The 13,061-nt window shown below is 67.6% G+C and carries 14 protein-coding genes; 3 read left to right on the forward strand and 11 right to left on the reverse strand.

From position 1 onward, the window contains the following. Positions 1 to 56: 56 nt before the first annotated feature. Complete coding sequence (locus tag G6N46_RS14485) at positions 57 to 1,109, forward strand: class I SAM-dependent methyltransferase (protein WP_138247955.1); 1,053 nt, start codon at positions 57 to 59, stop codon at positions 1,107 to 1,109. A 5-nt stretch (positions 1,110 to 1,114) separates the two neighbouring features. Here G6N46_RS14485 and G6N46_RS14490 read toward each other — a convergent pair whose 3' ends face one another. From G6N46_RS14490 to G6N46_RS14500, 3 genes are all read right to left on the reverse strand, one after another. Beyond that, a complete protein-coding gene (locus tag G6N46_RS14490; protein ID WP_061004081.1) occupies positions 1,115 to 1,651 on the reverse strand; it encodes a CHAP domain-containing protein in 537 nt (178 codons plus the stop codon). Between the two features lie 147 nt (positions 1,652 to 1,798). Next, entirely contained in the window at positions 1,799 to 2,389 is a 591-nt protein-coding gene (locus G6N46_RS14495; RefSeq protein WP_138247954.1) for a GNAT family N-acetyltransferase, read from the reverse strand. Beyond that, positions 2,386 to 2,796 (reverse strand): hypothetical protein, encoded by a 411-nt coding sequence (locus tag G6N46_RS14500; RefSeq protein WP_073697858.1) that lies wholly within the window; start codon positions 2,794 to 2,796, stop codon positions 2,386 to 2,388. Before G6N46_RS14500 ends, G6N46_RS14495 begins: the two co-directional genes overlap by 4 nt. Positions 2,797 to 2,858: 62 nt before the next feature. On the opposite strand from G6N46_RS14500, the gene G6N46_RS14505 reads away from it, so the two are divergent. Further along, on the forward strand, positions 2,859 to 3,299 hold the full coding sequence (locus G6N46_RS14505) for a cupin domain-containing protein (RefSeq protein WP_061004088.1): 441 nt from the start codon (positions 2,859 to 2,861) through the stop codon (positions 3,297 to 3,299). A 5-nt stretch (positions 3,300 to 3,304) separates the two neighbouring features. Then, on the forward strand, positions 3,305 to 4,984 hold the full coding sequence (locus G6N46_RS14510) for an NAD-binding protein (protein WP_138247953.1): 1,680 nt from the start codon (positions 3,305 to 3,307) through the stop codon (positions 4,982 to 4,984). An 8-nt stretch (positions 4,985 to 4,992) separates the two neighbouring features. Here the strand turns inward: G6N46_RS14510 and G6N46_RS14515 are convergent, their stop codons facing one another. The 8 genes from G6N46_RS14515 to G6N46_RS14550 form a co-directional block, all read right to left on the reverse strand. Further along, complete coding sequence (locus G6N46_RS14515) at positions 4,993 to 5,241, reverse strand: Rv2628 protein family (RefSeq protein ID WP_073697855.1); 249 nt, start codon at positions 5,239 to 5,241, stop codon at positions 4,993 to 4,995. Between the two features lie 107 nt (positions 5,242 to 5,348). Further along, the gene (locus G6N46_RS14520; protein ID WP_073697854.1) at positions 5,349 to 6,119 is read right to left on the reverse strand and encodes a VOC family protein; all 771 of its coding nucleotides are present in this window, start codon (positions 6,117 to 6,119) and stop codon (positions 5,349 to 5,351) included. 215 nt (positions 6,120 to 6,334) lie between these two features. Next, positions 6,335 to 7,873: a transposase gene (locus tag G6N46_RS14525; RefSeq protein ID WP_234880534.1), complete on the reverse strand. Its 1,539-nt coding sequence runs from the start codon at positions 7,871 to 7,873 to the stop codon at positions 6,335 to 6,337. A 148-nt stretch (positions 7,874 to 8,021) separates the two neighbouring features. Continuing rightward, positions 8,022 to 8,459: a type II toxin-antitoxin system Rv0910 family toxin gene (locus G6N46_RS14530; RefSeq protein ID WP_073697853.1), complete on the reverse strand. Its 438-nt coding sequence runs from the start codon at positions 8,457 to 8,459 to the stop codon at positions 8,022 to 8,024. 2 nt (positions 8,460 to 8,461) lie between these two features. After that, on the reverse strand, positions 8,462 to 8,674 hold the full coding sequence (locus G6N46_RS14535) for an antitoxin (protein ID WP_020098938.1): 213 nt from the start codon (positions 8,672 to 8,674) through the stop codon (positions 8,462 to 8,464). Positions 8,675 to 8,723: 49 nt separating this feature from the next. Then, on the reverse strand, positions 8,724 to 11,132 hold the full coding sequence (locus tag G6N46_RS14540; RefSeq protein ID WP_138247951.1) for an HAD-IC family P-type ATPase: 2,409 nt from the start codon (positions 11,130 to 11,132) through the stop codon (positions 8,724 to 8,726). Between the two features lie 73 nt (positions 11,133 to 11,205). After that, the gene (locus tag G6N46_RS14545) at positions 11,206 to 12,321 is read right to left on the reverse strand and encodes an MBL fold metallo-hydrolase (RefSeq protein WP_138247950.1); all 1,116 of its coding nucleotides are present in this window, start codon (positions 12,319 to 12,321) and stop codon (positions 11,206 to 11,208) included. Continuing rightward, complete coding sequence (locus G6N46_RS14550) at positions 12,321 to 13,055, reverse strand: enoyl-CoA hydratase (RefSeq protein WP_061006583.1); 735 nt, start codon at positions 13,053 to 13,055, stop codon at positions 12,321 to 12,323. The genes G6N46_RS14545 and G6N46_RS14550 overlap by 1 nt, the downstream gene beginning before the upstream one ends. Between the last annotated feature and the right edge of the window lie 6 nt (positions 13,056 to 13,061).

Below are 13,061 nucleotides of genomic sequence, written 5' to 3' on the forward strand. Positions count from 1 at the left end.
AGGAATTTCCGCGGTCGTACAGTCAATCTGGCAACCACATTTCTGGAGGTCCAGACATGCCTGTGGATGAAGACAAGCTCAACGAGTTTCTCGGCATGGCGATCGGGGACATGGGTGCCGCGATGAGCGCCAGTCTGATCCTGTTGGGCGACCGCCTGGGGCTGTACAAAGCCCTGGCAGCCCAACCGCTCACGTCCACGCAGCTGGCCGAGAAGACCGGCACGGTGGAGCGCTACGTCCGCGAGTGGCTGGCCAACCAGGCGGCCGGTGGTTACGTCCAGTTCGACGCGGACGACGGCACCTGGTCCCTGAGCCCGGAACAGGCCGCGTGCCTCGCCGACCCGAACGGACCCGTCGACATCCCGGGCGCCTACAACATCATCGAGGCGGTGTTCCATGTCCTCGACCGCACGACCGAGAACTTCAGGACCGGCGCCGGCCTGGAATGGGGCGACCACCACCCGTGCCTGTTCGCCGGCACCGAGCGGTTCTTCCGCGCCGGCTACAACGCCAACCTCGTCGGCTCATGGCTACCGGCGCTCGACGGCGCGGTCGAGCGCCTCGAAGCCGGAGCCAAGGTCGCCGATGTCGGCTGCGGCCACGGTGCCAGCACCGTCCTGATGGCCCAGACCTACCCGAACTCGACGTTCATCGGCTACGACTATCACGCAGAGTCGGTCCGCGTCGCCGCAGAACGGGCTGCGGAGGCGGGCGTGCCCAACGCCAAGTTCGAGGTCGCCGACGCGACAAGCTACGCGGACAAGGATTTCGACCTGATCGCGTTCTTCGACTGCCTGCACGACATGGCTGATCCCGTCGGCGTCATGCAGCACACCCGCGCGGCGCTCACACCCGACGGCATCGCGATGATCGTCGAGCCCTTCGCCGGGGATCGGTTGCAGGACAACCTGAATCCGATCGGCCGCATGATGTACGGCGCCTCGTCGCAGATCTGCGTGCCGGTGTCACTCGCCCGCAATGGGCCGGCGCTCGGCGCGCAGGCCGGGGAGGCCAGGCTGCGCGACGTCGTCGTCGACGAAGGCGGTTTCACCCGGTTCCGGCGCGCCACCGAGACGCCGTTCAACCTCGTCTTCGAAGCGCGGCCGTAACGGCGTCAGGGAATCAGGATGTAGCTCATCCCGGGGATGTGCTGGGTGTCGCGGGTCCACCAGGCGAACGGCCCGCCGTGGGACTCGTTGTTCATCTCGGTGATGTTGATCCACCGGCCGGACACCGAATTCACCCAGGCCACATGGCCGTACTGGCTCACCCCGGGCAGTTCGGCCGGGTACACCGCGATGGACCGGGCCTGCGGTTCGTCCACGACGGTCCAGCCACGAGACCGGGCGGCGTCAGCCCAGACCCTGGCATTGCCGTGGATGTCCGGGTAGTAGCCCACGTTCTGGAAGGCCATTTGCAGCGCACCCCACGTGCACTGGCCCGGCCAGCCGGAGTTCGAGGCCTGGACCGCGCCCATGGTCCGGGCGGGGCCGGCGTACTGCTGACCGGCAGGCTGACCGGTCTGCTGACCGTAGGACATCGGGTCGACGTACGACGCCGAATCAGCGTTGCTCGCGGGCGCCGTCATCATCCCGCCGGCGGCGATCAACGCGGCCGCGAGCGCGACACCCGCATACGACTTGAAGCTCATTGCGTACATCCGTCCCCCCGATCAAGCGAACGAACCGATGCTTGGATCAAATCACAATTCGGTCACGATTAGACACGAATTCAAAAACATAGCTTGGCAAACTGTCAAGTTTTGCTCAAGAGATGCTGATCACCGGGGTGGGCGAAGTTACCGGTTCAGACGGAATTGCAGGTTGTTGCGCACTGCGGGCCATTCGACGTCGAGGATCGAATACACCACGGTGTCCCGGCGAGAACCGTCACTGAGCAACTGATGCGAGCGCAGCACCCCGTCGAGCTTGGCTCCGAGCCGCTCAATTGCCGCGCGACTCGCCGAGTTGAAGAAGTGGGTTCTGAACTCGACTGCTATACAGTCGAGCGCTTCAAAAGCGTGCCGGAGCAGCAGCAGCTTGGTTTCAGTGTTCACCCCGGTCCGCCGAACGGACTCCACATACCAGGTGGCACCGATCTCGAGGCGCCGGTTGGAGCCGTCCACATTGAGGTAGCTGGACGAGCCGATGAGCCGGCCGTCGAGCGCGCGCACGACGAACGTCAACCCGGTATCCGGGCGCTGCACCGCCAACCGGGCCTGCACCCACTCTGCCGCCGTCGTCGGCGAGGGCGCGGAGGTGAACCACAACCGGCCCGGGTCACCGTCGGCCGCCGCCTCGGCGATCTCTGGAATGTGATCGGTGGTCAGCGGTTCCAGCGTCACCCACCGCTGCCCCGTCAGCACGACGGGTTCGACGAACCCCATCACGACCGCCAGGCGACGACGGAGGCCAGCACCGACAGCACGATCGCCAGCGCAGCCGCCACCAGCCCGACATACAACCCGTACGACGCGACCACCGGGCTGTGCACGTACAGCACGTGATACCAGACGCCGAGCGCCGTCAGCCCGGCCGAAAGCACCAGGGCCACAACGGAAGCGACGCGCGACGACAGCCGGCGCGCGGCCATCGTGGCCGCCACGAGCAGGCATGAGGCCAGCAGCACCATCAGCTGCCCCACCCCGAAACCCGGTGGCGGAACAGTGATGTGCCCGACCTTGCCGCCGATGGCGTTCGCATGCCCCGCCGGGCTCGACAGCCACGGCAACCAGGCACTGACCAACAGCACCAGCGCGCACAGCGCGACGATCCAGGCGGGCCGCAACCGTTCCATGCCACGAGCGTATAGACCGTCCGGCAGGCCGACACAGCTGATCAGCCGTAGCCTCAAGTGCCATGACCGATCTCCCTGATTGGGCACAGCAGCTGGACCTGTCGCCGCATCCGGAAGGCGGCTGGTACCGCGAGACCTGGCGCAGCGACCTGACCGTCCCCCAATCCGCGCTGCCCGCGCAGTATTCCGGCCCGCGCAGCGCCGGGACCGCGATCCTGTTCCTGCTGATGCCCGGGCAGCAGTCCGCCTGGCACACCGTGCACAGCGCCGAACTGTGGTTCTTCCACCGCGGCAGTCCGCTGCTGCTGGAGGTCGGGGCCGACCGCGACACCGCCGGCACCGTCCTGCTCGGCGCCGACGTCGCGGCGGGCGAACAGCCGCAGGCGCTGGTGCCACCGGGGCACTGGCAGCGGGCGCGTCCCCGGGATGACGAGCCCACCCTGGTGAGCTGTGTCGTGGTGCCCGGCTTCGACTTCGCCGACTTCGCGCTGGTTGGTCGGTAGGGCACATGCAGGGGCACGTCATCGTCTGCGGCACCGACGCGCTGGCCAGCCGGATCACCGAGGGGCTGCAGGCGGCGGGTGCGACGGTGGTGACGATCCATGAACCGGCCGGCCTCAAGGCGGCCATCGTCACCAGCGCCGCGGCCATCGTGTGTGCCGGTGACGACGATGCCGTCAACCTCGAAATCGCCCTGTTGGCAAGGGAGCTCAACCCGACCGTCCGGGTGGTGACCCGGCTGGCCAACAGTGTGCTGCGCGCTGCGGTAGCCGAGGACAACGGCCCCGGCGCGGTCCTGGACGTCGCCGACCTGGCCGCGCCGTCGGTCGTCGAGGCCTGCCTGGCCCGCACCACCCACGCCATCTCGGTGGCCGGCGTGGACTACGTCATCTCCGGCACCGACGCCCCGCGTGACGCCACGCTGCGCGAGATGTTCGGCGATCTGGCGCCCGTCGCCGTCGTCCGTGGCGAGAACTCGGAGACACCCGGCGCGGTGACACCTTGTCCCGGTAGGGATTTCGAGGTTCGCGCCGGCGACTGGACCGCCATGATCGGCACCGCCGACGAACTCGCCGAAGCCGGCATCACGGTGCCGCGTCCGTTGAGCAACCGAACCCACCGCCCCTGGCCGCGGCGCGTGATCGACACGCTGCGCGTCATGCGCGACGACATCAACCCCATCTTCTGGTGGGCCCTCGGCACGTCGATGTCGCTACTGCTCGGGTCGACGGTGCTGCTGCGCTTCGCGTATCACAACCCGGCCGGCATGAGCTGGATCGATGCGCTGTACTTCTCCACCGAGACCATCGCCACGGTCGGCTACGGCGACTTCAGCTTCATGCATCAACCAACGTGGTTGCGGCTGTGGGGCATTGGACTCATGTTCGCCGGCGTCACCACCACCGCGATCCTGGTCGCGTTCGTCGCCGACGCGCTGCTGTCGCGTCGTCTGGGCAATTCTTCCGGACGCCGGCGCGTGCAACATCTGCGCAACCACATCGTCGTGGTGGGCCTCGGCTCATTCGGTATCCGCGTGGTCAGCGATCTGGCGGCGGCCGGCTACGACGTCGCCGTCATCGAACGTGACGAGTCCAACCGGTTCCTGGCGCAGGCCGCCCAGTTGGACGTCCCGGTGATCTTCGGCGACGCGACCCTGCGGCAGACGCTGGAGCTGGCGCGGCTGGACCGGGCGCGCGCCGTCGCCGTGCTGACCCAGGACGACATGGTCAACATCGAGACCGGCATCGTGCTGCGCGAGATGCTCAGCCCCCGGGTGCTGCCGGAGATCGACCGGCCCGACGTGCCACTGGTGTTGCGCATCTACGACCGCACGCTCGGAGCCGCGGTCGCGGGGCGCTTCGGCTTCGCCCACGTCCGGTCGACGGTCGAACTGGCCGCCCCGTGGTTCGTCGGCGCGGCGATGGGATTACAGGTGCTGGGCACCTTTTCGGTGGGACAGCAGTCGTTCACGGTGGGCGCCGTCCACGTCGACGCCGGCAGCGCCCTCGACGGCATGCAGATGGCAGAGGTGCGGACCCAGATCCGGGTCATCGCCTTCACCCGGGCAGGCACCACCCATCGGCGGCCGCGGCGCGACGCCCGGCTCTGTGCGGGCGACACCGCGTACCTGGTCGGCCCGTACCGCGAGCTGATCGAGACGCTGCTGACCGGTCAGCGGACGGCGTAGGGGCATCGTCACGCCGCGATCATGAGGTCGATCGACAGCTGATCGCAGATGGTGTGGGTGGTTGGCCAGTCGCCGCGCTGCGTCGCGCGGGCCAGTTCGTCGGTCAACGGGCTCTGCACATCCAGTTCGGCGAGCCAGCCGGCGACCGTCGCCGCCACGCGGTCTGCCGTGACGCCCACGGCGTGGCGATCGTGGAGCTGGTCGACGATCTCGTAGGTCGTCGTTGCCCGGTGCTGGTGCCGCCAATGGATGTTCATATCGGTAGGAGCACCGCGCCGGTCTGATCGGGACACTTTTTCGGGATCGAAAATGAGCTTGTGGCCGAAACCCCGCGCGACGTTCGGCCACAAGCTCGGGTCGGCGGTCAGCCCTTGATCGACGACAGGTTGAACGCGGCGCCCGTCGGATCGGTGACGGCCGCCAGCCGGCCGTAGGGCGTGTCCTCGGCGGCGCGCACGACAGAGCCGCCGTTGGCGGTGATCAGTTCGATGGTCTTGTCGACATCGTCGCTGCCGAGGAAGACGTTCCACGTGGAACGGTCCAGGCCGGGGATGACGGAGCCGTCCATCACGCCGATCAGCGGCTCGCCGTCGAAGATGGCGTTGCTGTAGCGGAACTCGGGGCTGTCGGCCTCGACCTGCAGCTGCCAGCCGAACACCGTCGTGTAGAACTCGGTGGCCTTGGCGAAGTCGGTTGTGGTCAGCTGGAACCACACCGGGGCACCCGCCTCTTCGTACGCCTCGAAGCCCTGGTGGCCGGTCGGCTGCCACAGGCCGAAGAACGCGCCCGTCGGGTCGGTCAGCATGGCCATCCAGCCCTTGTCGGGCACCTCCATGGCCGGAATGCAGGTGGTGGCGCCGGCGGCGACCGCGGCGTCGATCGTGGCCTGGATGTCAGCGGTGTGCAGATACACGGTCCAGGCGTCGGGGGCGTTCCACGCCGGGTCGCTCGCCATCATGCCGCCTACGTAGCGGCCGTCGCGCCGGGCGTTGAGGTAGCCGCCGTAACCGGGCCCGGGGTTTTCGTAGTCCCAGCCCAGCACTGTGCGGTAAAACGCCTGGGCGCCGGCCACATCCGAGGTGGCGAGGTCGATCCAGACGGGCGCGCCCAGCGGGGTTGCGGTACGAGTGGCCATGATGTTCTCCCTAGACGAGTGACGGAGTGGTCACCGGTACAGACAACGGCGCGGCCGAAAACTCATCGCGGCTTGGTCGACAGGAAAAAGGTGGCGAGAATCCGAAGATTCTCGCCACCTTGTGGCTGTTGCTTTTTCGGTGACTGATCAATCGCCTGCTATGTCCCTATTTGATGTGTCAGGCGATTGGTGGTCTGTACAGCACCCAGCTGGCCCTAGATGGCCGGTTGGGTGTTGTACAGACGATGGATGTTGATGACGGTGGCGGCGAGGTTAAGTTCAGCGGTCACCGCAGCCAGTCCGCGGCGGGCGAAGCGGCGGAGTTTGATCTGTTCTTTGAGGTGGGCGAAGACGGGCTCGACGGTAGCGCTGCGGCGTTTGTAGCGTTCGGCGTTGGCGGGATTGCGTAACCGGTAGCGCATCGCGTCTTGAGGATCGAGGTCCGGTGGTGGCTCCCCGCTGGTGGGGTCCTCACGTACGTCGGCGTACAGGTCACGGTTCTTGCCCGGGGCGATGAGCCGTTCGGGTCCAGTGGCGGTCAGGTTCTCGTCGGTGAAATAGCCCGAATCCATCAGCACCAGGCCGATCTTCTTGCCCAGCCCATCAGCCTGTGTGGTGGCTTCGGCGATGGCCGGCAGATAGCAGTGGGTGTCGTTGGCGTCCTGGCTGGTGTGTACGCCCAGCACGTAATGATCGTCGGTGACAATGAATTGGGCGTTGTAGGCCTGCACCGATCCGCCGCCGCTGCCTTCGGTCATCAACCGGGAGTCGGGGTCGGTGATGTTCACCGGATCGGCTACGGCACCGCGGGCATGCGCCCGGTCCGCACGCCGATCACGTGCTCGAGCGGCTTTACCGCGCAGGTCAGGCTGATGCCCGGCGGCGATGTCCGCCTGGACCTTGGCCAAGTCCTTCTGCGCGGCCTTGATCTTGCATCGGGCATCGCCGCGGGTCTTGGCCGCGGCAGCTCCTGGGACGCCTTCGACCTGATCAATATTGTTGCGGGCACGCTGAATTCGTGCCTGGTGGTAGCGCACCGGGTCCACATTGCCCGGGGGCCGCCCGACCGGGCCGCCAGCGGCGACCCGGGCCAGGTACTCCTCGGCGGCCTTCTGATCGTGCGCATCGGCTGCAGCGTCGGCGTCGCGGCGGCGCTGCAACTCAGAGACGGCTTTGGCGATGTTGGCCGCCCGGCCACTGTGACGGGCGAACTGCTCGGGCAGCCCCTGACCGCCGCCTGGCCCGTCGCCGGACTCGGCGTCTTCGGCGGCATCAGTGGCCACCGCCTCGTCGACCACGGTCTGCGCGATCTGGGCGCTGATCCGCTCGACCTCGCGTTGCACCGATTCCGATGACCGGTTGGCTCCTCGGGACGCGTTCGCGGCGATCTTGCTGCCGTCGATGGATACCACCCCGACCTTGACCATCCCCTGCGCCGAGCACAACGCCAACACCTGGGCGAACAGGCTTGTGAACGCGTCCTGATGCGTGGCGCGGAACCGGGCGATCGCGCTGTGATCGGGAGCGTCCTGGGCGCACAGCACCCGAAAAGCCACATGGTCGACACACAACTGCTCGATACGCCGCGATGAGCGTTCCCCACTGGCATAGGCATAGATCAGCAATGCCAGCAGCATGTCTGGGTCATACGCCCGCCGGCCGGCACCGCCCAGCTTGCGGTTAGCGTGGAACGCCGCGGTATCCAGCGCCTTCACGACCTCGATCACGAACCAGACCAGATGATCTTCCGGCAACCAGTCAATCATGTTGGGCGGCAACAGAAACTGCTGGTCACGTACCACCGGACGATACCCACGAGCCACACCCAAGTATCGCGAGAATGGCACCCTCAGTCACGCACCGCGGCCCGCGATTCTGCAACAGCCACCTTTTCTGACGGGTCTACACCGACGCGAACAGCTCCTTGAACTTGTCCAGCGAGCGGTGGATGTCGGACCGCAGCGCGGCCGCCACCACCATGCCGATGGGCCCGAACAGGGCCGGACCGCCGAGGTGGATGTCGAACGCCACGTTCGAACCCGCTTCGGCCGGCGTGATCTTGGCCATCAACTTGACCCGGACCCCACCCTTGCCGACACCGTTGAGAGTCAACGATCCCGGCGGGTTGTAGTGCACGATGGTCCAGTCGACCCGGTTCAGCATGCCCTTGACCTCGACGACGGACGAGATCTGCGTGCCCTTCCCCAAGGTCTCGGGCAACGGGCTGCGCCACATCCGGTGGATGGACAGCCAGTCGTCATACCGGGAGAGGTCCGACGCTGCCTCCCAGGCCTTTTCGGGCGACAGCGGTACTTCGATGGAACTTGCGAGTTTTGCCATGGCTACTGCTGTTCTTGCGTCCCCTCGGCAGGAGCCTCAGCGGCAGGCTGGTCCCCTGCGACGGCCTTCTTCGCCGCCTCCTGAGCGCTGTCGACAACGCCCTTGAACTTGCCTTCGGTCTTCTCGTCGACGATGTCGCCGACCTTCTCGATAGCGGCCTCGACCTTGTCGGCGTTCTGCGCCGCCAGGTCCTTCACCTTGTCCAGAAATCCCATGATTCCCACCCTATCTATTGCCGGATTGTCCGGTGAACGTGCTCATTCTTCATTGCTCATCGGTTCGCCACAACCGTCGCGGCTCGCCCAGCCAGCGACCCTGCAGCCACCACAGCACCTCGATCGCACCCGCGCCCACCAGCCCGATTCCGACGGCCGCCGAGGTCAGCGCCAGGTTCGACGGATCGAGCATGAACTGTTGCTGCGCCCAGGGAATCGAAAAAATCACCACATACGCCAACGCCGACGCCGCGACCAGCACAACGCGCCACCACTGGTACGGCCGTGCCACCACCGCCAGCACCCACACCGCCGACACCAGCAGCGTGATCAGCGCGGCGGTGGACGCCTGGTTCTGCTCGACCGCGTCCGCGTACTTCCCGTGATAGGCCAGCAGGTACGAGGCGAACGTCGCGGCACCCACCACCAGGCCCGACGGCAGCGCGGCCGTCATCACCCGGCGCACGAAACCGTGGTGGGCCCGTTCATTGTTCGGCGCCAGCGACAGGATGAATGCCGGAATGCCGATGGTGAACCACGCCGCGATGGTGACGTGAATGGGCTGGAACGGATAGAGCACCGGCTCGGTGCCGAAGAACCTGGCGGACAGGCCCGCCAGCCCCACGAGCACGGCGAGCAGCACCGAGTACACGGTCTTGGTGAGGAACAGGTTCGAGACCCGCTCGATATTGCCGATGACCCGGCGGCCCTCCCCCACCACGTAGGGCAGCGTGGCGAACTTGTTGTCCAGCAAGACGATCTGCGCGACAGCCCGCGTCGCCGAGCTGCCCGATCCCATCGCGACCCCGATGTCGGCGTCCTTGAGGGCCAGCACGTCGTTGACGCCGTCGCCCGTCATCGCGACGGTGTGGCCGCGGGACTGCAGGGCATGCACCATGGCACGCTTCTGGTCGGGCCGAACGCGGCCGAAAGTGGTGTATTCGCTGACGGTTTCGGCCAGCTGCTCGGGATCGTCGGGAAGCCGGCGGGCGTCCAGCGTCTCGCCATTGAGGCCGAGCGACCCGGCCACGGCGCCCACCGACACCGCGTTGTCACCGGAGATCACCTTGACCGAGACATGTTGCTGCGCAAAGTAGTCCAGCGTCTCGCCGGCATCGGGGCGGACGCGCTGCTCGAGGGTCACCAGTGCCGCGGGGGTCACTTCCCCGGGTGCGTCGGGGGCGTCGACGGGACGGTCCGAGGAACCGAGCAGCAGCACCCGCAGGCCCTGGGCGCCGATCTGTTCGGCTTGCTCGGCCTCGGGTGAACCGGCCGCGAGCAGGACGTCGGGCGCGCCGAGCACCCAGTTGCCGTGCTCGCCATAGGACACCCCGCTCCACTTGGTCGCCGATTTGAACGGCGCGTTCGCGGTCTGGGTCCAGCCCGGTGGCAGCTTGTAGGCCTCGGCGATGGCGGCCATGCTGGCGTTGGGCCGGACGTCGTCGGCCGCCATCTGGGCCAGCACCGCCGCGGCGTCGTCAGAGGTAAAGGTGCTCAGATTGCTTACCCGCATGCCGTTTTCGGTCAGCGTGCCGGTCTTGTCGGCGCACACCACGTCGACGCGGGCCAGGCCCTCGATGGCCGGCAGCTCCTGCACCAGGCATTGCCGCCGGCCCAGCCGGACCACCCCGACGGCGAATGCCAGCGACGTCATGAGCACCAGGCCTTCGGGCACCATCGGCACCAGCGCACCAACCGTCCGCAGTACCGACTCTTTCCAGCCCACGCCGGTGACGGTGAACAGCTGGGTGTAGATGATGAGCGCCCCGGCCGGCCAGAGCAGGTAGGTGATGAACCGCAGAATGGTGTTGATACCGCTGCGCAGCTCGGACTTCACCAGGGTGAATTTGCTTGCCTCGGCAGCCAATTGGGCCGCGTATGCCGCGCGACCCACTTTCGTGGCGCGGTAGGAACCGCTCCCGGCGACGACGAAGCTGCCCGACATCACGGTGTCGCCGACGGCCTTGTCGATGGCGTCGGCCTCACCGGTGAGCAGTGACTCGTCGACCTCGAGGTTGGCGGCTTCCAGCACGACGCCGTCGACCACGATCTGGTCGCCCGGGCCGAGCTCGATGACATCGTCGAGCACGACCTCGCCGGCGGGCCGCTCCTTCGTGCCGGACTGCCTGCGCACCAACGGTTTTGCCTGCCCGACGATGGCCAGCCGGTCCAGTGTCTGCTTGGCCCGCAGCTCCTGGATGATGCCGATGGCGCTGTTGGCGACGATCAGCAGCCCGAACAGTCCGTTGATCACCGAGCCCGTCGCCAGCACGATCAGGAACAGCGCCCCGAGGATCGCGTTGATCCGCGTGAAGACGTTGGCGCGGATGATCTCCGAGACGCTGCGGGCCGCCCGCGTCGGGACGTCGTTGGTGTGGCCGGCGGCGACGCGCTGGGCGACCTCGTCATCCGACAGTCCGCTGAGATCCGTCGTACGTTCCGGATCGTCGACAGTCACCCGTCATTCCCCCACCGAGTCGGGATTTGTGCACGAAAATCCGCGGCAGGCGCGGAAAATCGTGCACAAATCGCTATTGAGACGGCCGCCACCACTCATCCAGCCCCGGCAGCCGCGCCGGTTCCAGCCGTTGGCCCGGCATGGGCACGGCCACGTCCACCGATTCGTCGCGCGCGGCGACGATCATCCGCTCGACCGGCTCGGACCACGGGTGCGGCGCCAGCCGGAACGTCGCCCAGTGGATCGGCACCAGCAGGCCGCTGTCGGTCACATCACGATGCGCCCGGACCGCGAACTCCGGGTTCATGTGGATGTCCGGCCAGCCCGGGTGGTACGCGCCGATGGGCATGAGGGTCAGGTCGAACGGGCCGTAGTCGGCGCCGATGTCGCCGAAGCTCTTGGTGTAGCCGGTGTCGCCGCCGAAGAACGCGCGGTGCTGCGGGCCGATCAACGCCCACGACGCCCACAGGGTGGTGTTGCGGGTCAGGAAGCGTCCCGAGAAATGCCGGGCCGGGGTGCAGACCAGGGTCAGCTCGCCGAGCTTGGCGCTCTGGTTCCAGTCGAGTTCGACGATGCGCTCGGCCGGGATGCCCCACCAGCGCAGGTGCGCGCCGATACCCAGCGGCACGAAGAACTTGGCCCGCTGCATGCTCGCCAGCTGCGTGACGGTGTCGATGTCGAGGTGGTCGTAGTGATCGTGGCTGATGATCACCGCGTCGACGGCCGGCAGCGCCTCCAGCGGCGCCGGCACCTCGTGGAGCCGCTGCGGTCCGACCCGCCGGGACGGGGAGCATCGTCGGCTCCACACCGGGTCGGCCAGCACGCGGTAGCCGTCGATCTCGATCAGCGCCGAGGAGTGCCCGAACCAGGTGACCGCGAGGTCGCCCGCCGGGAGGCCCGGATCGGGCACCACCAGCGGGATGGGCATCGGCGGGCGCTGCAGCGCGCTGCTGGCCAGCAGGTCACGCACCAGCCCGGCCTGCTGTTCGCGGCTCAGTTCGGTGCCCGACGGCGGCTCGAGGTTGACGAACAACCCGTCGTGATAGTTGGGCGAGTTCGCCGCCACCGCGTTGATGTCCACGGGGCCGGCGCCGAGTGCGGCGGGCGCGCCATTGAGCGCCCGCAACACCCAGCCGCCGGCTGCCAGCGCCGCCGTTCCCCACATCAGCCGCAGTGCCCGTCGCAGCATCAGGCGCCCTGGAACCTCGGCGCCCGCTTCTCGAATCGGGCCACCTGCGCCTCGATCACGTCGGGGCTGGCCCAGGCCTTGTTGAACATGCGGGTGTGTTCGCCGCGGACGGTGTCGTAGGCACCGTCGTCGTTGAGGACGCGCTTCGAGTGCGCCAGCGACAGCGGCGCGTAGCCCGCGATCTCGGCGGCCCAGGCCTGCGCGTCGGCCAGCGTGCCGGTGCGGTTGATCATGCCGGTCTGCAGGGCGGTATCGAAGTCGAGGCGCTCGGCGGCGAGCAGCATGGCGCGGGCCCGGCCGTGGCCGACCAGCGACGTCAGCCGGCGGATGCTCCAGTTGTCCAGCGCCAGTCCGTATTTGGCGATCGGGAACTGGAAGTACACGCCCGGTGCGGCGACCCGCAGGTCGCAGATCATGGCCAGGATGACGCCCGCGCCGATCGCGGGACCGTTGAGCGCCGCGATGATCGGGATCGGGCTGGCGTCGATGGCCAGGTTCAGGGCCAGCGCCTTGTCCGGCAGTTCCCTGGCCACCCCCTCGGCGTCGGACAGGTCGGCGCCCGCGCTGAACACGGTGCCCTGCCCGGTCAGCACGATGGCGCGGGTGTCCGCCGGCGAGGCCTTCTCGATTTCTTCACGTACGCCGTCGACGAGCGCGGCGTTGAGCGCGTTGCGCCGCTCGGGGCGCTGCATTTCCAGGGTCAGGACATTGCCGTCCCGGGTCACTCCGATCATTGGGCC

The organism is Mycolicibacterium phocaicum (genome assembly GCF_010731115.1).
GTDB lineage: Bacteria > Actinomycetota > Actinomycetes > Mycobacteriales > Mycobacteriaceae > Mycobacterium > Mycobacterium phocaicum.